The sequence below is a fragment of the Mesorhizobium sp. M6A.T.Cr.TU.014.01.1.1 genome, from assembly GCF_004022765.1.
In the GTDB taxonomy this organism is placed as follows: Bacteria; Pseudomonadota; Alphaproteobacteria; order Rhizobiales; family Rhizobiaceae; genus Mesorhizobium; species Mesorhizobium mediterraneum.
Genome location: NZ_RZPG01000013.1, coordinates 38,567 through 56,672, shown reverse-complemented (window position 1 = coordinate 56,672; position 18,106 = coordinate 38,567). Strand labels below are relative to the sequence as shown.

Sequence of the window (18,106 nt, the reverse complement as noted above, 5' to 3'; positions counted from 1 at the left end):
GCCATATCGGGCTTCAACATGCCTGGCTTCAATTGACTTGACCATCCAGCGAAAGGCATAAGACGGCAATAGGGTGGGGTTTGGTGGCGCGATGAACGCTAGATTGCGGAAAGTTCGCGAAGACCTGGGGCAACGTCTCAGAGTCTATAAAGCAAGACGCGCTCGGGCAAAAAGCAGCGCGACTTTCATCGGCATTACCGGCAGTTCGGGTAAGTCGACGGCAGCGAGTTTGCTCGGACACATACTGGCCAGCCATGGCTCAGTCTATGCACAGGTTCTCGCCAACACGATCAAGTCGCTGGTAAGCACGCTTTACAAGCGCATGAAGACTGATGGTGAGGTCGACTACGTCGTTTTCGAAGCCGGAGCCCATGGACCCGATACGCTCAAGCCGATGGCGGATATGTTGCAGCCGCATGTGGCTGTGGTCACCATGGTTCGCCTCGAACATTTTACAGCTTTCAGGACCCTGGAGAACGTCGCCGGGGAAAAGCGCGCATTGGTCGATGCGCTGCAGCCGGGCGGCTTCGCTCTGCTCAATGCGGATGATCCCCATGTGATCGGCATGGCTTCCGCCACTCCGCATCGCGTCGTCACTTTCGGCCTGTCGGAACAGGCCGACTACCGCGTGACTAATGTCCATGCCGCCTATCCGGATAGGCTGGCGCTGGCCGTCCATTGGCGTGGCGGCGTGCTAGAGCTGAAGACGCCGTTCCCAGCCGAACATTTTTGGCTGCCGACCGCCGCAGCAGTCAGCGTAGCGCTGGAGCTTGGCGTTCCTCCCGAAAAAGTGGCGGCAAGGGTGGCGACATTCCAGCCGCTGCCAAATCGATGCCAGGTGCTCATCACCAATGGCGGTCCGCAATTCATCGTCGACGCCGCCAAGTCGCCCTGGCATTCGATCAATCTTGCGTTCGACATGATGGCCAAGGCCACTGTCGAGCGGAAGCGCATCGTTCTGGGGCAGATTTCAGACTATGCGGGCTCGACCAGAAAATACCATTACGCCTACAAGACGGCGCGAGAAATCGCAGACCAGGTCATCTATGTCGGCGACAATGCGCATCGCTCTGGAGCCGGGCAAGACGATCGTGACGCCGGCCGCTTTCACGAATTGCGTATGCCCAAGGAGGTCTCGGACCACATCAAGCGGACGGCCGTCGCCGGTGAGCTCATTTTACTCAAGAGCTCGTCCCGTCTTCACCTAGAGAGGATCGCGCTGGCCTGGAAGCACGACGTCAAATGCTGGGTTCCCGTCTGCGGCAAGCGGGAAGGCTGCGATACGTGCGGTCTGTTCGAAGTGCCGTTCGAAGAGCATCGCAGCCATGTCAGGGAACGCAGGCATGCCAGACGATGGCAACGCTTTCGGCGTCTGCTCGGCCGCCAACCATAGTACGGAAGCCATCTGAGCCCGACCAGCCCTACGCGCCAGTCTTGATAAAGCTCTTGTAGATCCAGCCGCGTTTGCCGTTGTAGACGATCTGGCACCATTTCTTGCAGCCCATCACCTGAACCGAGGTCTTGGCGGGAACGGTGACTATGGGGGCCGCATTCTTCTTCGGTCCGGTGCGCATGGTGACGGCCCTTAGGATGCGTCCGGTGTCTGCCGCGCTCACTTTCTTGGCCTCGACCTTGGCTTGGGTGCCATCGTTCTGCGTGGCCGCCGGCAATTGCGGCTTAGCAGTGGGAATGGCGGCGGTTTGCGCACCGTCCGGCGCCGTCTTGTTGGGAGCCGCGACTTTGGCAAGCAATGCTGCGGCTTTGTTTTTCGCTGCCGGATCGGCGAATGCCGCCGCAGTGGACGGCTTGTCTGCCGTTGGTTCGACTTGGCCCGCCATCTGGCCGGATGCGGTCTTCTGCCTCGATCCTGTCCAGCGAGGATCATTGGGCGCCAGCGCCGGTATCTCGGCCTCAGCCGCAACCACCGCCGGCGAAACCGCATCGGCCTTGCCCGTGGCCGGCTGCACCGCGGCGACCGTCGAGGCAGCCGCCGGCACGATCTTCGTCGTTTTTACCGGAACGCTTGGAACGATCTGCTCGGGGCTCGCGACAGCTTGTCTCTCATTGGCCGGCAATGCCAGCCATAGCGCCACCGCGGCCACGCCAAGCAGCGCTGCTGTGCCAAGCGCGGCGATTACCAGATGCAAGTTCGACCGGACTTTCTGCCAAAACCTAGGCCTCATGTCGTAGCCAAACTGCATCGCAAAGCGCCGTCGTTCCGGCGCGCCGAAACTGAAGGGCTCTCTCACTCTTGCAACCTCCATTTGCGGGCCGACGTTCAATGGAAAACCGGCGTTAGATCGGTCCCAAAACCAAAAAGCGGGCAGGCCCGCAAATTCCCCCGTTTAACTGCCCACGGCCCTCATCTTTTGCCTGCGATTGTGGCATCACTGCGCCCTTGCACGGAATTCTGCATGTTCGCGAGGGATTCTGCAACCTGTGGTTAGATCCGGTCCCTCAAGGCATACCAATTGAGCGCAAGAAAGAGCAGGGGTGCGCGGAAGCGACGGCCACCGGGAAAGGCCGGGATTTTTAGATCCTCGATCAGCCTCAGCCGGTCCCGGTTGCCGGCAACGGTTTCGGCATAGAGCTTGCCGAAAAAGTTCGACAGCATGACGCCGTGGCCGGAATAGCCGCCCACCGAGATCACATTGGGCATCACCTCGCGCACAAAGGGTTTTCTCGGCATCGTGATGCCGACATAGCCGCCCCAGCCATGGGATATCTCGACATCCCTGAGGTCAGGGTAAAGCTCGGCGATCTGCCGGCGGATGTGGACATGGATGTCTTTCGGATCGTTGACGGCGTAGATCTCGCGCCCGCCGAACAGCAGCCGCCCATCCGTCGATTTGCGGAAGTAGCGCACGACGAAGCGGGAATCATCGACCGCCTCACCGCCCGGCAGCACTTTTGTGTCGGCCCCGAGCGGCACCGTCGCGCCGATGAAGGAGCCGATCGGCATGATGTGCGCGGCACTGATCGGCTCGAGCGTGCCGCCATGGGCGTTGACGCCGATCAGACATTTCTCGGCCGATATCGTGCCTTTCGGCGTCGTCACTTTCACCTTGCCGCCAAGGGACGCGATGCCGGTCGCCGGCGTCTGCTCGAACAGCTGCGCGCCCGCCTGCGCCGCCACCTTTGCCGTGCCGATCGCCAGCTTCAGCGGATGGATGTGCCCTGTGCCGGTGTCACGGGTGCCGCCGAAGTAGCGCGTCGAGCCCAACCGCTCCGCCGTCTCCTTCGCGTCCATGAAGGTGATGTGCGGATAGCCGAAGCGGTTCGCCATGATCTCGGCATGCGCCTTATAGTCGTCGACATAGCGCTGCTTGTGCGCCACCGACATCTGGCCGGGCATGTAGTCGATCTCGATCTTGTTGACGGCGGCGAATTCGAAGAGATGCGCCTTGGCCTCTTCGGCGAGGTCGAGCAGCGCTTTGGCGCGGGAAAAGCCGTATTCCGCTTCCAGTTCCTCGGCCCAGGCGCGCTGGCCGGTGCCGAGCTGGCCGCCATTGCGGCCCGATGCGCCGTCGCCGAAACGATGCGCTTCGATCAGCACGACATTGCTGCCGGCCTTAGCGAGATGCGCCGCCGCCGACAGGCCGGTGAAGCCGCCGCCGACGATGACGACATCGCATGTCCGATCGCCGTCGAGCGCCGGATATTCGGGCCGTGGGCCGGCCGTGTCCTCGTACCAGGAGCGGCCGGGGGAGATTGGGGATTGGTAGGGCATGATGACCGAGTAGGGGAGTAGGGGAGTAGGGCAGTAGGGCAGTAGGGCAGTAGGGCAGTAGGGCAGTAGGGCAGTAGGGCAGTAGGGCAGTAGGGAAGCTATTCGGCTGACAGTTTGCGGATTAGAAGTCGAAGAAGCTTTCCCACACTTTCGGTACTCGACAACAATGAAGTCGCTGTAGCTTTCGGTGCGATACCGATATGCTCAGCGATCACAAGCTGAGGTTCTAGTTCTTTCAGTGATCCTTGAGCAATACGGAGAAATTGTTGATAGGAGCCTCTCTGCCATAGCCTTCCGCTATGTTCGCCGGTACCGAAGTTGCAGCGCGCCGCACTTGGCTGGTCAGTCCATAAAGTTCCTCTTTCGGCCAGGATTTCGTCGCGCCGTAAACCGCCACCGCAAGGTCCATTGCCTGCTGCCAAACAATTAGATCCTTGTAGGAACCCGTTTTCTCAGCCATTTCCCCTACTCCCCTACTCCCCTAAACATTTAGCAGCAGATACTCCCGCTCCCACGGGCTGATCACTTCCATGAAGGTCTCGAATTCCGCCCGCTTGATCGCCGCATAGGTCGCGGCAAACGACTTGCCGAGCAGCGCGCAGAGTTCCTCGTCGGCTTCCAATAGGTCGACGGCTTCGAGCAGGCTGCGCGGCAGGTCGATCTCGGCATCGTTGGCGGTGGTGAGGACAGGCGGCTCGGCCTTGATCTTGTTGGTCATGCCGATCAGCCCGCAGGCGAGCGATGCGGCCAGCGCCAGATAGGGATTGGCGTCGGAAGAGGGGATGCGGTTCTCGACGCGCCTGGCCGCCGGGTCGGAACGCGGAACGCGGAACGCGGTGGTGCGGTTGTCGTAGCCCCATTTGTTGTTGACCGGCGCCGAAGCCGACTGGGTCAGCCGGCGGTAGGAATTGACATAGGGCGCAAACATCACCAGCGCGTTCGGCACGTGTTTCTGCATGCCGCCGATGAAATGAAAGAAGGCCTCGGTTTCCGAGCCGTCCTCGGCAGAAAAGACATTCCTGCCGGTTTTCTTGTCGATGATCGACTGGTGGATATGCATGGCCGACCCAGGCTGCCCCTGGATCGGCTTGGCCATGAAGGTAGCATAGATATCGTGCTTCAGCGCTGCCTCGCGGATGGTGCGCTTGAACATGAACACCTGGTCGGCGAGCTCGATCGGATCGCCATGGCGCAGATTGATCTCGAGCTGGCCGGCGCCTTCCTCGTGGATCAGCGTATCGATTTCCAGGCCTTGGCTTTCGGAGAAATGATAGATGTCGTCGATCAGTTCGTCGAACTCGTTGACGCCGGCGATCGAATAGCCGGCGCCGCCGCCGATCGCTCGTCCCGAACGCCCGACCGGCGGCGTCAGCGGGTAGTCCGGATCGGGATTCTTGCGCACGAGGTAGAACTCGATCTCGGGCGCCACCACCGGCTTCAGCCCGCGCTTGTCGTAAGCGGCAAGCACACGCTTCAGCACGTTGCGCGGCGTGAACTCGACCGAGCGGCCGTCCTGGTGGACGAGGTCGCAGATGACCGCCGCCGTCGGGTCCTCTTCCCACGGCACCACGGTCAATGTCGAAAGATCCGGCATCAGCTTGAGGTCACCGTCGTCCTCCGGATAGTGGAAGCCGTTGCCGTCCTCCGGATAGCCGCCGGAGATCGTCGTCATGAACACCGCCGAGGGCAGCGCCAGCGAGGTGTTTGAGGTGAATTTCTTCGACGGCATCATCTTGCCGCGCGCAACACCCGCCTGATCGGGCGTGATGCACTCGATATCCTCGATGCCGCGCCACTCCAGCCAGGCGCTGACTTCCTTCCAGTTCTTCACGCCGCGCTGATTTTTCACGAAGGCAGGCGTGCGGATACGTCCTCCGCGGCTCGACGGACGGACTTCCTTTTTTGCAGGCGGCATCATTCACCAGATTGGGTTGCGGATTTTGGAGTATAGCCGTGGGCGGTGATGGAAGGGAAGGGGAGCCGGCCCTGCGTTCGTCTGGCAGTTGAAAACCGCTTCGAGCAGCTTAGGTTCGACGCAAATTAAATGACCTCGGTGAAGACGTCGAATGCAGAACAATCATGAATTGACCACGATCGGCTTCGATGCCGACGATACGCTCTGGCAGAATGAGCAGTTCTTCCGCATCACCGAGAGGCGCTTTGCCGCGCTGCTCGCCGATCATGCCGAGGAGGGGCACATCTCGGCAAGATTGTTGGAGGCGGAGAAGCGCAACCTCGCCGTCTACGGCTTCGGCATCAAGGGGTTTACCCTGTCGATGATCGAAACGGCGATCGAGATTACCGGGGGCCGGGCGCCGGCCTCGGTCATCGCCGAAATTCTTGCCGCAGGCCGCGAGATGCTCGGCCATCCGATCGAGCCGCTGCCCCATGCGCGCGAAACCGTGGAAAAGCTGGCGAGCGCATATCGCCTGGTGCTGATCACCAAGGGCGACCTCTTCGATCAGGAGCGCAAGCTGGCGCAATCGGGCCTCGGCGACCTGTTCGACGCCGTCGAGATCGTCAGCGACAAGAGCCCTGCCACTTATACCAGGATCTTCGGCCGCCATGGGGATGGCGCGGAAAAAAGCATGATGGTCGGCAATTCGCTCAAGTCGGATGTGGTGCCGGCCATCGAGGCGGGCAGTTGGGGCATCCACGTGCCGCATGAATTGACCTGGGTGCTGGAACATGTCGAGCCGCCGGTCACCGCGCCTCGCTTCCGCCAGATAGCCGATCTCTCGGAACTGCCCCGGCTGATCGAAAACATCGGGAAAGCCGGCTGATCGTCTTGGCGTCGGGCCGGGTGCTGGCTAGTTACGTCCGAGCTCGACCAGGCGGTCGATCACCGGCTGCAGTCGTTCGGTCGTGATCGGTTTGACGACCACCGCATCGACGACGCTCGACAGACCGAGGCTCTCTGGTGTGCCGTTCTTGGTCGAAAGCAGGATCACCGAGGGGAGCGACTTGCCAGAAGTGCGTCGCAGCGCGTCGATACCCGACATCAGCGCGTCGCAGTCCTTGTTGTCCGCGCCGCCGTCGAGGACGACAGCTCCGGGAATGAGCGATCGCAACGTCGTTGCTGCCGTCTCGGGCGATTCCGAGATCGGCTTGAGCCCGGATCGTTCGACGATTTTCGAAACCACCACCCGGTTGACCGGCGACTTTCCGACGACGAGCACGCGGGTGAAATCCGTGAGCATCTCGGGATCCACATTCCGGCTCACCAAACTCAGGTGGTTTACAGTCTTGGTATCGCGATTCACGGGGCGCATGAGCGGGGCGGGCACTCGACTGGTTTCAATGCAGGGTTGAAACTTTAGAGACAATTGCCGTGAGATCGCTGCCTATGTCAAGCTGAAATGGCGAACATCGAGAATATCGCAAGAAACGTTAAAATTTAAAGCAAGTTCTGTTTTTTGCCCGTATGCAAACTGGCCGTGCAAACGCAAATCACCTGCGCAGAGACTGCGCAGGTGATTCCGGATCCACAATAGGCTTTGCTTGGACTTCGGTCAGCCGTGGCTCCGCTGCGTGACGATCACCGGGATCAGCAGATCGCCCCAGTTGCCGTCGCCGCCATGGTGCCGTGCCGAGCGCACGAGCTCAACCGACACACCGGCCTCGACCGCCTTCATCACCGACTGGTTGAGCCTGTGCAGGTCGTTCGCAAGCATGCGGATGGTTGCTTGCTGGTCGACGCTCATGGTGGTGGCCTGTTCTTCGGCCCGTTCCTTGACGCGGCTTATCGATGCCATTGGTCTGCTCCTTCTGCGTATTTATACCCCTTCGGGGGCGTTCCTCTGTTCGTTGCGTTCCTGCTATTCCGCCGCCGGTTTGAACTGGGCGTGCTCGGTCGATTCATGCATGGCCGTGGTTGAAGACCGGCCACCGGTGATCGCCATCGACACGGCGTCGAAATAGCCGGTGCCGACTTCGCGCTGGTGCTTGGTCGCGGTGTAGCCGTGGGCTTCCGCCGCGAATTCAGCCTCCTGCAACTCGGAATAAGCCGCCATCTGCCGCGCCTTGTAGCCGCGGGCGAGTTCGAACATGCCGAAATTGAGCTGGTGGAAGCCGGCCAGCGTGATGAACTGGAACTTGTAGCCCATGGCGCCGAGCTCCCTCTGGAACTTGGCGATCGTGGCGTCGTCGAGGTTTTTCTTCCAGTTGAACGACGGCGAGCAATTATAGGCGAGAAGTTTGCCGGGATGATGCCTGTGCACGCCCTCGGCGAACTTCTTGGCCTGCGCCAGATCGGGCTTGGAGGTCTCGCACCAGATCAGGTCGGCGTAGGGCGCGTAGGCGACGGCCCGCGCAATGCAAGGCTCGATGCCGTTCCTGACTTGATAGAAGCCCTCCACCGTGCGGCCGGCGCCATAGTCGACGAAGGGCTGGTCGCGCTCGTCGATGTCGGAGGTGAGCAGCTTTGCCGCTTCCGCATCGGTGCGCGCGACGACCAGCGTCGGCGTGCCCATGACGTCGGCAGCAAGCCGCGCGGCGTTGAGGTTGCGGATGTGTGCGGCGGTCGGGATCAGCACCTTGCCGCCGAGATGGCCGCATTTCTTTTCCGACGCCAGTTGGTCCTCGTAGTGGACGCCGGCGGCACCCGCCTCGATGAAGGCTTTCATGATCTCGAAGGCATTGAGCGGCCCGCCGAAACCGGCTTCCGCATCGGCGACAACAGGCGCGAACCAGGTGTCGACCGAAAGCCCCTTGCCTTCGGAGGTCTCGATCTGGTCCGCACGCTGCAGCGTGCGGTTGATGCGCTTGACCAGTTCGGGCGCGGCATTGGCGGGATAAAGCGACTGGTCCGGATACATGGCGGAGGCGGTGTTGGCGTCGGCGGCGACCTGCCATCCAGACAGGTAGATCGCCTTCAGCCCGGCCCGGACCTGCTGCATCGCCTGGTTGCCCGACATGGCGCCGAGCGCGTTGACAAAGTCCTCCTCGTGGATGAGCTGCCAAAGCCGGTTGGCGCCCATTTCGGCGAGGCTCTGCCGGATCTGGACCGAACCGCGCAGTCGCTTCACATCGTCCGGCGAATAGGGCCGCTCGATGCCGTCGAAGCGGCCTTCCGGCGCCGAGGGGACGAGGTTGTAAAAATCGGTCATTGGTCGCTCCGGATAAATCGTTACTGGGATAGAGAACGCCGCCTCATGCAGATTTCGCGCCGTTTTGGTGTGACAGCATTTACATTTCGGCGCGAAACAGGCGAGAGAAACCGTAGATTTGGCTGAGGAATAAGAGAAAACCTGTGTTGCGTTTGACAGCCAGGCGCTGTAAATTTGTCATGATTGTAAAGACCGGCGTGACATCGCCGTGCAGAAGCAATGTAAATTTCTGTCAAGGACAGTCGAGTGGCCGATCAAAAGATCTTCGCCGGGCCGCGCATCCGCCGTATCCGCAGCGCCAAGGGCCTGACCCAGACGGCGATGGCCGAAGGGCTCGGCATCTCGCCGTCCTATCTCAATCTCATCGAGCGTAACCAACGGCCGCTGACGGTCCAGCTGATCCTAAAGCTGGCATCTGTCTACAAGGTCGACCCGCATGAATTGCAGGGCGAGGCGAGGGGGTCGGTCGCCGCCCTGAAGGAAGTGTTTTCAGACCCGCTGCTGGTCGGCGAATTGCCTGGTGACCAGGAGCTGATCGAGCTTGCCGAGGCAGCGCCCAACGCTTCCGCCGCGGTGATAAAACTGTTTCGCGCCTATCGCGAGCAGGCCGAGCGCCTTTCCGACCTCAACGAGCTTCTCGCGCGTGAGGGCAAAGCGACGGCACTCTCCGGCGCCCGCTTGCCGATTGACGAGGTGCACGAGATTTTCGAGCGCCGGCCGAACCATTTTGCCGCGCTCGAAGAGGAGGCCGAGGCATTCACGTCGGTGCTCGATCCCGGCGACGATCTGCTCGGTGCGCTCAAGGCCTGGCTGAAGCGCGAATACGGCATCGTGGTCAAGGTGCTGCCGGTCGCCACCATGCCGAACTGGCGCCGCCGTTACGACCGCCACTCGCAGCGTCTGTTTCTGTCCGAGCGCCTGTCGCCGTTCGACCAGTTGCGCGAGGTGGCGATGGAGGCCTGCCTGATCCGCATGACGGTCACGGTGGCAGGCGAGATCCAGGCGCTGAAGCTGACCACGGATGAGGCCCGCCGGCTCGCCCGCTTCGAGCTTGGCCGCTACGCCGCCCACGCGCTGATGATGCCCTACCAGTCCTTCCATGCGGCCGCGACCCGCGCGCGGTACGACATCGACGTGCTGCGCTCGCGCTTCGGCGTCTCCTTCGAGCAGGCGGCGAACCGCCTGACAATGCTGCAGCGGCCGGGCACGCCGGGCGTCCCGTTCTTCATGCTCGAGGTCGACAGTGCCGGCAACCGCTTCCGTAAGGCGGGCAGCCAGGGTTTTCCCCAGAGCCGCTTCGGCGGCGGCTGTCCGAAGCTCCCCGTGCATGCCGCCTTTACCCAGCCCGGCCAGATCTTCGTCGAGGCGGTGGAAATGCCCGATGGCGCCGAGTTCCTCTGCGTCGCCCGCACGCTCGAAGGGCCGCAAGGCTCGTTTTCGGAGCGCCCGCGCCGTACCGCGCTTCTGCTCGGCTGCGACATCGGCTTTCGTGACGAGATCGTCTACGGCACGGCACTGCCGGGGCCAGCCGCCGCAACGACAGGAAAAGCCGGACAGGGCATCAATCCGGCCACACCGATAGGCCCGGCCTGCCGGCTGTGTGAGCGCATCGGCTGCCTCGCCCGCGCCGAGCCGCCGGTGACGCGCCCGCTCGGCCTCGACGAAATGGTGACCGGGCTGAGCGCCTTCGATTTCCAGTGAGGCCCCAGATCGCCGACTGCCGCCTTTGCCACAACCGTCGCCGTCCGGTGGACCACGCTCCGCCGCTGCCTTTGCGCTACGCGAATGAAGCACGTTCTTGTCGTCCGTTGCGCATCGTGCCGCCCTCAAATCGTCGACAGTCGCGCCCATGACCGATACCGCATCATCACCGATTGCCGTCTCGCCGCGCGAGGAGCGCGTCGGCTTCCTGTTGATATTTCTGTCGGCGCTGATGTGGAGTTTCGGCGGCGCCATCGCCCGCTTCATCGAAGCGGGCGACAGCTGGACGGTGGTGTTCTGGCGCTCGGTCTGGGCCGCCGCCTTCCTGGTCTGCTTCATGATCTGGCGCGACGGTTGGCACGGCACGGTGAAGCTGTTCCGCGGCATGGGCCTGCCCGGCCTTGCCGTGGCGTTCTGCTTCGCCACTGCATCGACTTGCTTTGTCGTGGCGCTTGCCTACACCACCGTCGCCAACATCCTTTTGATGCAGGCCGGCGTGCCGCTGCTGGCAGCGCTGTTTGCGTGGGTGCTGTTTCGCGAACGGGTGGCCGCCGCGACGTGGGTGGCGATTGCAGCCGTCATTGCCGGCGTTGCCATCATGGTATCGGAATCGCTCGATGGCGCCGTGTCGCCCGTCGGCGACGGCTTGGCGCTGCTCATCGCGGTGATGTTTTCGATCGCCACCGTCATCACGCGGCGCTTTGCCCATGTGCGCATGACGCCAGCGACCTGCCTCGGCACGATGCTTGCCGCCGCATTCGCGGCGTCCCAGGCATCGCAATTCGGCGTTTCCAGCAGCGACATGGGCTTCCTGTTTGCGTTCGGCGTGGTCAATCTGGGTCTCGGCCTTGCCTTCTTCGCCACCGGCGCCCGGCTTGTTCCGGCGGCGGTCGCGGCACTCCTCGGCACCTTCGAGCCGATCCTCGGCCCGATCTGGGTCTGGCTCATCCATTCCGAGGTGCCGTCGGGACGCACCATCCTCGGCGGCACGGTCGTGGTCACGGCGCTGCTCGTCCATATCGGCCTCGAATTCAAGCGTCAGGCGCGACCCGTGCGGCCGGGTGTCACCGGCATGCCGTCGCCTAATTGATGCAGCGCACGCGCCAAAGCGAGATGAGCCATTGACAACGCCGCAGCCGCGCGGGCAGGCTGCCAATACGGCAACAACAAGACAGGCGTATCTTGCCAAGTCTCCCCTCCGGCCCGATCGAGACCGGACAACATCGTCGTATCCCTGCCCGCGTCGTGGCGAGAGCCTCTGACGGCGCTGGAACGCCATCTGGATCACGACATGGGAACGGGGGGCATGGGAACGGGGGCTTTGGCCGCTGCACATCGAACCACCAAGGTGTCGGCGGTTCGTGCTTGTCGCTTGCCGGAAAGCCCAATAATCTGAAGCAAATGTCCAGCCGCGCAGCCCCGCGACGAGCTGGCGATGGAACACTCATCAAAGGAGAGACTCAATGACCCGCAAAGCGTTCTGGCTTTCGGCGACCTCGGCATTTCTGACGCTTTTCACCCTCGGCGCTCATGCCCAGGACCGTGTCGTCAACGTCTATAACTGGTCGGATTACATCGACAGCTCGATTATCGAGGATTTCACCAAGGAAACGGGCATCAAGGTCACCTACGACACGTTCGATTCCAATGAGCTCCTGGAGACGAAACTGCTTGCCGGCGGCAGCGGCTACGACGTTGTCGTGCCGACCGCCAATTTCCTCGCACGCCAGATCCAGGCAAGTGTGTTCCAGAAGCTCGACAAGTCGAAGCTGCCCAACATTTCCAACATGTGGGACATCGTCTCGGAGCGCACAGCCAAGTACGATCCGGGCAACGAATATTCGATCAACTACATGTGGGGCACGGTCGGCCTTGGCTATAACGTCAAGAAAGTGCAGGAAGCGCTCGGGACCGACAAGATCGACAGCTGGGACGTGTTCTTCAATCCGGAAAAACTGGCCAAGCTGAAGGATTGCGGCGTCTATGTCCTCGACTCCCCGAGCGACATCCTCCCGAACGCCTTCAAATATCTGGGCATCGATCCCGAGACCACGTCGCTGGACGATTTCGCCAAGGCGGAAGAACTGATGCTTAAGATCAGGCCTTACATCCGCAAGTTCCACTCGTCGGAATATATCAACGCACTGGCCAATGGCGACATCTGTCTGGCCGTCGGCTGGTCGGGCGACGTGTTCCAGGCGCGCGACCGTGCGACCGAGGCCAACCATGGCGTCGAGATCAGCTATTCCGTGCCGAAGGAGGGTGCCGAAATGTGGTTCGATCAGATGGCAATCCCGGCCGATGCGCCGCATGTCGCCGAGGCGCATGAATTCCTGAACTACATGATGAAGCCGGAAGTGATCGCCAAGTCGAGCAACTATGTCTTCTACGCCAACGGCAACAAGGCATCGCAGCAGTTCATCAGCAAGGAGATACTCGAGGACCCGGCGATCTACCCGGACGAGGCGACGCTGGCGAAGCTGTTCACCATCTCCCCTTACGATTCCAAGACCCAGCGCGTGGTCACCCGCACCTGGACCAGGATCGTCACCGGGCAATAAGAGACGATCAAGGACCCCGGCACAGCGTGCCGGGGTCAAATCTTTTTTGGGGATAGAACCAGGACGGAGTGGGACATGAAATCGCTTGGCAGCATCCGCAGGGATTTCGCGCCATGGAACGATCCGAACGCCAAGCCATACATCCAGTTCGACAAGGTCACCAAGAAGTTCGGTGACTTCACCGCCGTCAATAATTTGTCGCTGACCATATTCGAGCGCGAGTTCTTTGCCCTGCTCGGGGCGTCGGGTTGCGGAAAATCGACGCTTCTGCGGATGCTCGCCGGCTTCGAGGAGCCGACCGCCGGCCGCATTCTGCTCGATGGCCAGGATCTGCGCGGCATCCCGCCATACCGGCGGCCGGTCAATATGATGTTCCAGTCCTACGCGTTGTTCCCGCATATGACGGTCGAGAACAACATCGCTTTCGGCCTCAAGCAGGACGGCATGCCGAAGCCCGAGATCGCGGCGCGCGTTGGAGAGATGCTGAAGCTGGTCAAGCTCGAGCAGTTTGCCAAGCGCAAGCCGCACCAATTGTCCGGCGGCCAGCGCCAGCGCGTCGCGCTTGCCCGCTCGGTCGCCAAAAGGCCGAAGGTGCTTCTGCTCGACGAGCCGCTTGGCGCGCTGGACAAGAAGCTGCGCGAGGAAACACAGTTCGAGCTGATGGATCTGCAGCAGTCACTCGGCCTCACCTTCGTCGTCGTCACCCACGACCAGGAAGAGGCGATGACCATGGCCGACCGCATTGCCATCATCGACAAGGGCGAGGTGATGCAGGTGGCGACGCCGGCCGAGGTCTACGAGGCGCCGGGTTCCCGCTTCGTCGCTGGGTTTGTCGGCAACGTCAACATGTTCGAAGGCAAGATCGCGCGTGGCGAGGCCGGCGCGGCAAGCATCGACGCCGGCAACGGCATCACCATCCGGACCGAGAATGCCGGCGATGCCGCCACCGGCGCGGCCGTCGCCTTCGCGATCAGGCCGGAGAAGATCAAGATATCGTCGAAGAAGCCGGCCGGAGCCGTCAACGCCATCGAAGGCGAGGTCTACGATATCGCCTATCTCGGCGACATGACCGTCTATCACGTCAGGCTCGACGACGGCCACGTGGTGCGGGCAAGCACGATGAACGCGGCCCGCATCACCGAGGATCCGCTGAGCTGGAACGACCGTGCCTGGGTGTCGTTCCGGCCGGACGCCGGCGTTGTGCTGACGCGATAGGGGACGGTCATGTCGAACGCCGCTGTCGCCGCTGCAGCAACCTCCCAGGCCACCGATGCTGGCAAATCCGCCTTGGCCAGATTGAGTGCCGCCTTCATTGGCCGTCTCGTCATCATCATCCCGTATCTCTGGCTGGTGTTCTTCTTCCTCATTCCGTTCGTCATCGTCTTCAAGATTTCGCTGTCGCAGACGGCAATCGCCATACCGCCCTACACGCCGGTGCTTGGCTTCGGCGACGGCCTTTCCGGTTTTCTCGCCCAGCTGAAACAGCTCAGCGTCGATAACTACACATGGCTGACGCAGGATGCGCTGTACTTCAATGCCTATGTGACGAGCGTCATCGTTGCCGCCATCTCGACGGTGCTGACATTGCTTGTGGGCTACCCGATCGCCTATGGCATGGCCCGCGCGCCGGCGACGCTTCGTCCGACTTTGCTGATGCTGGTGATCCTGCCGTTCTGGACCTCGTTCCTGATCCGCGTCTACGCCTGGATCGGCATTCTCAAGCCCGAGGGGCTGCTCAATCAGCTGCTGCTCGCCACCGGCGTCATCAGCCAGCCGCTCATCGTCCTCAACACCTACACGGCGATCTTCATCGGCATCGTCTATTCCTATCTGCCGTTCATGGTGCTGCCGCTCTATTCGTCCTTGGAAAAGATGGATTACTCGCTGATCGAAGCGGCCAAGGATCTTGGCTGCCCGCCGACCAGCGCGTTCTGGAAGATCACCTTTCCGCTGTCGGTGCCCGGCGTCATCGCCGGCTGCCTCCTGGTGTTCATCCCCGCCGTCGGCGAGTTCGTCATTCCCGACCTGCTCGGCGGATCGCAGACGCTGATGATCGGCAAGACGCTGTGGAACGAGTTCTTCGCCAATCGCGACTGGCCAGTGTCGTCGGCCGTCGCTGTCATCCTGCTGTTGCTGCTGATCGTGCCGATCATGCTCTTCCAGCGGGCGCAGGCCCGCGCCCAGGAACAAGACAAATGAACCCGACCTGGAGCCGTTTCAACATCACCTCGATCGTGCTGGGCTTTGCCTTTCTTTACCTGCCGATCGTCCTGCTCATCGTCTTCTCCTTCAACGAGTCGAAACTGGTCACCGTCTGGGGCGGTTTCTCGACCAAATGGTACGTCGCGCTGTTCCACAACCAGGGCCTCATGGACGCCACCTGGGTAACGGCCCGCGTCGCCGTCATCTCGGCCACCGTGGCGACAGTGCTCGGCACACTGGCGGCTCTCACCTTGACGCGCTACACGCGCTTCAAGGGCCGGATGCTGTTTTCCGGCATGGTCTTTGCGCCGCTGGTCATGCCGGAAGTCATCACCGGCCTGTCGCTGCTGCTGCTCTTCGTCGCCGTCGGTCTCGACCGCGGCTTCCTCACCGTCACGCTTGCCCACATCACCCTGACAATGTGCTTCGTCGCCGTCGTCGTGCAGTCGCGCCTGGTCACCTTCGACCGCTCGCTGGAAGAAGCCGCGATGGATCTGGGCGCGCCGCCGGTGAAGACCTTCTTTCAGATCACGCTGCCCGTCATCATGCCTGCGATCGTGTCGGGCTGGATGCTGGCGTTCACATTGTCACTCGACGATCTGGTCATCGCCAGCTTCACCTCAGGGCCTGGCGCCACCACGCTGCCGATGAAGATCTACAGCCAGGTTCGTCTCGGTGTGACGCCGGAGATCAACGCCGCCTGCACCATCCTGATCGCGGTCGTGGCGGTTGGGGTCATCATCGCCTCGCTCGCCAACAAGCGTCGCGAGGTGCAGCGCCAGCGCGACGAGCAGGCCGCTCAGCGGGGGTGACGAAAGAAGCGGCAACCCAGAAAAAGCCGGCAGGACGCACTTCCGACGACGACCGCAGCAGCCTCGTTGCCTATTCTCCGGAAACCCCGCGGCTTATCGGCGAAATGAATGGCGTGCTCCACGTTCCGCCGACGAAGAACGAAGATTGGTTGGGACCCTGGTTGTTTGTCTGCGTGGCTGGCTGGTCCGCCTGAATGATGCCGCCGGACAGCGCCAGCCCGCGCCCGGCGTAGGAGGCGATGCCGGAAAGCCAGACCTTGTACTTCGCCGAATTCGCTTCGGCCTTGTCGATCCTCGCCACACCGTTCGAAATGCTTGCCTTGAGTTCGGCCCCGTCGATCGGCAGCGTTCCGTCGGAGACATCGTCGAGCGCGAAGAACCCGCCCTGTTCGTTGTGCTTGAGAAACGCCGGCAGGTCGAGCCGGCTCAAGGCGCCCTGGCCGAATTTCGCCGAAACCGAGCCGTCGGCGTTTTCGAAAATGGAATCCCAGGTTCTGCCCGGGCCCTTGAGGATGACCGAAACGGTTCCCCTGCCGATCGGCACCAGCCGCGTCATTCCGGCTGCGGTGCCAAAAGCGCCGCCATCGACATCGGAGGCGAGCAGCCTGATCTCGACCTGCGTGCCCCCCGGCTTGCGGTCGAAACGAAGACTGCTCTGGATGTTGCCGCCAAAGGCCGATGCATCGGAAATATCGAAGACCGCAAGACCGTCCTTGACCTGGGCGGTGGCGGCGACGTCGGCAAGCTGGATGGTGCCTGCGGTGGCCTGCGCTGCCGACAATCTGAGATCGAGATCGATCCGGTCGGCGACGCTTATGTCGATTTCGCCGGGACCAGCGCCGTCCGCAGGCGCCAAGGGTGTGAAGGCGGAGAGAAACGATCGCAAGTCGAGCGTGTCGAAGGCGAGCGTGCCGGCGATCACCGGCCGCGCCTCGCCAAAGGAGAAGTCCAGCGCACCCATCCCTGGATTGTCGTCCAGAGCGATCTCGGTGTTTTCGAGTTTAATGCGGCCGGAGGTCGCGGTGACCTTGCTGGAAACGGAAACCGAGCCGATTGCCGCGCCCGGCGCGATGCCGGCCCGCGACCATTCGAGCACGCGCCTGAGCGAGGGCGCAGCAAATTTCGCCTGACCGTCGAAATAGGCGTTCTCGGACATGCTGGCCACGCCGTCGAACGAAAAACTGGCAGGGGCCGCCTTGAAGGAAAGCGTCATCGGCGCAGCACCGCCCCCAAACAGCACCAGCGGGTTCGACGAAGCGGCGTCCACGGCGACGCTTTCGCCGCGCCAGATCCCGGTCGCCGACAGCGTCGCATTGCTGTTCATTGCGGCCCAGTTCGCCTGTCCGCTCAGGCTGCTCAGTATCTCAGTGTCCTTGCCATCGACGGAGGTCACCACGCGGCCGTTCCTGAACTCCACGGTGCCGAACGGATCTGCCGGCAGCTTGCTCAAGTCCGGCTTGGCTGGATTGGCGCTGACCACGGCGCGAGCGGTGTCGATGGAACGCGTGATGCGCCCGCCCGACGGCAAGGCGGGCAGGAAAAGCCCATTTGCTGCGCGTTGAACCCTGATCGTCGGCCGGATCAGCCGCGCCGTCGAGAACACCACGTCGCCACGCAATGCCGCCATGGCCGAGAGATTGACCTCGACCCGTTCGGCTTCGATCACAGGCGGCGCGTCGGTCTCTGTCCACTGCGAGAGCGTCACGTCGGCCAGGATGGCTCGAAAATTCGGCCAGACCTCGATCCGCGGCGCGCCGTCAATGGTGACCCTGAAACCGCTCCACGCACTCATTTCCCAGGCGATGCGATCGCGCACGATGCGGGTCGAGGCGACGAGCGGCAGCGCGGCGACGGCCAGCGCGATGACGAGCACGGCAACGCCGATCGCCCATATTCCGCGCCGGATCAAAGATGATGACATGTCGCCCCGTATGCTTCCGTTCCGACAAAATCGCCCGACGGGTGTAACCCACGGCTGACGCATTTCAAGTC

15 protein-coding genes and 1 pseudogene are annotated in these 18,106 nt (G+C 62.2%); 8 read left to right on the top strand and 8 right to left on the bottom strand.

Annotated elements, in window-relative coordinates; translation table 11 throughout:
• Window positions 1–91 precede the first annotated feature (91 nt).
• Complete coding sequence (locus tag EN885_RS16365) at window positions 92–1,393, top strand: Mur ligase family protein (RefSeq protein ID WP_095483536.1); 1,302 nt, start codon at window positions 92–94, stop codon at window positions 1,391–1,393.
• 28 nt (window positions 1,394–1,421) lie between these two features.
• Here EN885_RS16365 and EN885_RS16360 read toward each other — a convergent pair whose 3' ends face one another.
• The 4 genes and pseudogenes from EN885_RS16360 to EN885_RS16345 all read right to left on the bottom strand — a co-directional run bounded on the left by EN885_RS16360 (window position 1,422) and on the right by EN885_RS16345 (window position 5,648).
• The gene (locus tag EN885_RS16360) at window positions 1,422–2,249 is read right to left on the bottom strand and encodes an SH3 domain-containing protein (protein WP_164759002.1); all 828 of its coding nucleotides are present in this window, start codon (window positions 2,247–2,249) and stop codon (window positions 1,422–1,424) included.
• A 194-nt stretch (window positions 2,250–2,443) separates the two neighbouring features.
• Window positions 2,444–3,730, bottom strand: a complete 1,287-nt coding sequence (locus EN885_RS16355) for an FAD-binding oxidoreductase (protein ID WP_128242814.1) — start codon at window positions 3,728–3,730, stop codon at window positions 2,444–2,446.
• A gap of 98 nt (window positions 3,731–3,828) precedes the next feature.
• A pseudogene (locus EN885_RS16350) lies at window positions 3,829–4,190 on the bottom strand (four helix bundle protein).
• 21 nt (window positions 4,191–4,211) lie between these two features.
• Window positions 4,212–5,648 (bottom strand): glutamine synthetase family protein, encoded by a 1,437-nt coding sequence (locus EN885_RS16345; protein ID WP_164547036.1) that lies wholly within the window; start codon window positions 5,646–5,648, stop codon window positions 4,212–4,214.
• Window positions 5,649–5,796: 148 nt separating this feature from the next.
• On the opposite strand from EN885_RS16345, the gene EN885_RS16340 reads away from it, so the two are divergent.
• Entirely contained in the window at window positions 5,797–6,513 is a 717-nt protein-coding gene (locus EN885_RS16340; protein ID WP_126103649.1) for an HAD family hydrolase, read from the top strand.
• A gap of 27 nt (window positions 6,514–6,540) precedes the next feature.
• On the opposite strand, the gene EN885_RS16335 is transcribed toward EN885_RS16340, so the two are convergent.
• From EN885_RS16335 to aceA, 3 genes are all read right to left on the bottom strand, one after another.
• Window positions 6,541–6,930 (bottom strand): response regulator, encoded by a 390-nt coding sequence (locus EN885_RS16335; RefSeq protein WP_245465510.1) that lies wholly within the window; start codon window positions 6,928–6,930, stop codon window positions 6,541–6,543.
• A gap of 312 nt (window positions 6,931–7,242) precedes the next feature.
• Entirely contained in the window at window positions 7,243–7,485 is a 243-nt protein-coding gene (locus EN885_RS16330; RefSeq protein ID WP_095483542.1) for a hypothetical protein, read from the bottom strand.
• Window positions 7,486–7,548: 63 nt separating this feature from the next.
• Window positions 7,549–8,838 carry an isocitrate lyase gene (gene aceA, locus EN885_RS16325; RefSeq protein WP_095483543.1) on the bottom strand — a complete coding sequence of 430 codons (1,290 nt, stop codon included), beginning with the start codon at window positions 8,836–8,838 and terminating at the stop codon, window positions 7,549–7,551.
• A 246-nt stretch (window positions 8,839–9,084) separates the two neighbouring features.
• Between aceA and EN885_RS16320 the strand changes: the two genes are divergently transcribed.
• The 6 genes from EN885_RS16320 (at window position 9,085) to EN885_RS16295 (ending at window position 16,114) form a co-directional block, all read left to right on the top strand.
• Window positions 9,085–10,539 carry a helix-turn-helix domain-containing protein gene (locus tag EN885_RS16320; protein ID WP_128242813.1) on the top strand — a complete coding sequence of 485 codons (1,455 nt, stop codon included), beginning with the start codon at window positions 9,085–9,087 and terminating at the stop codon, window positions 10,537–10,539.
• Window positions 10,540–10,687: 148 nt separating this feature from the next.
• The gene (locus tag EN885_RS16315) at window positions 10,688–11,629 is read left to right on the top strand and encodes a DMT family transporter (protein ID WP_127205507.1); all 942 of its coding nucleotides are present in this window, start codon (window positions 10,688–10,690) and stop codon (window positions 11,627–11,629) included.
• A gap of 373 nt (window positions 11,630–12,002) precedes the next feature.
• Window positions 12,003–13,100: a polyamine ABC transporter substrate-binding protein gene (locus tag EN885_RS16310; protein ID WP_095483546.1), complete on the top strand. Its 1,098-nt coding sequence runs from the start codon at window positions 12,003–12,005 to the stop codon at window positions 13,098–13,100.
• Window positions 13,101–13,175: 75 nt separating this feature from the next.
• Window positions 13,176–14,315 (top strand): ABC transporter ATP-binding protein, encoded by a 1,140-nt coding sequence (locus EN885_RS16305; RefSeq protein ID WP_095483547.1) that lies wholly within the window; start codon window positions 13,176–13,178, stop codon window positions 14,313–14,315.
• A gap of 9 nt (window positions 14,316–14,324) precedes the next feature.
• Window positions 14,325–15,299 carry an ABC transporter permease subunit gene (locus EN885_RS16300; protein ID WP_128242812.1) on the top strand — a complete coding sequence of 325 codons (975 nt, stop codon included), beginning with the start codon at window positions 14,325–14,327 and terminating at the stop codon, window positions 15,297–15,299.
• Window positions 15,296–16,114 carry an ABC transporter permease subunit gene (locus EN885_RS16295; protein ID WP_126103645.1) on the top strand — a complete coding sequence of 273 codons (819 nt, stop codon included), beginning with the start codon at window positions 15,296–15,298 and terminating at the stop codon, window positions 16,112–16,114. Before EN885_RS16300 ends, EN885_RS16295 begins: the two co-directional genes overlap by 4 nt.
• Window positions 16,115–16,184: 70 nt before the next feature.
• On the opposite strand, the gene EN885_RS16290 is transcribed toward EN885_RS16295, so the two are convergent.
• On the bottom strand, window positions 16,185–18,035 hold the full coding sequence (locus EN885_RS16290; protein WP_095483550.1) for an AsmA family protein: 1,851 nt from the start codon (window positions 18,033–18,035) through the stop codon (window positions 16,185–16,187).
• Window positions 18,036–18,106 lie beyond the last annotated feature (71 nt).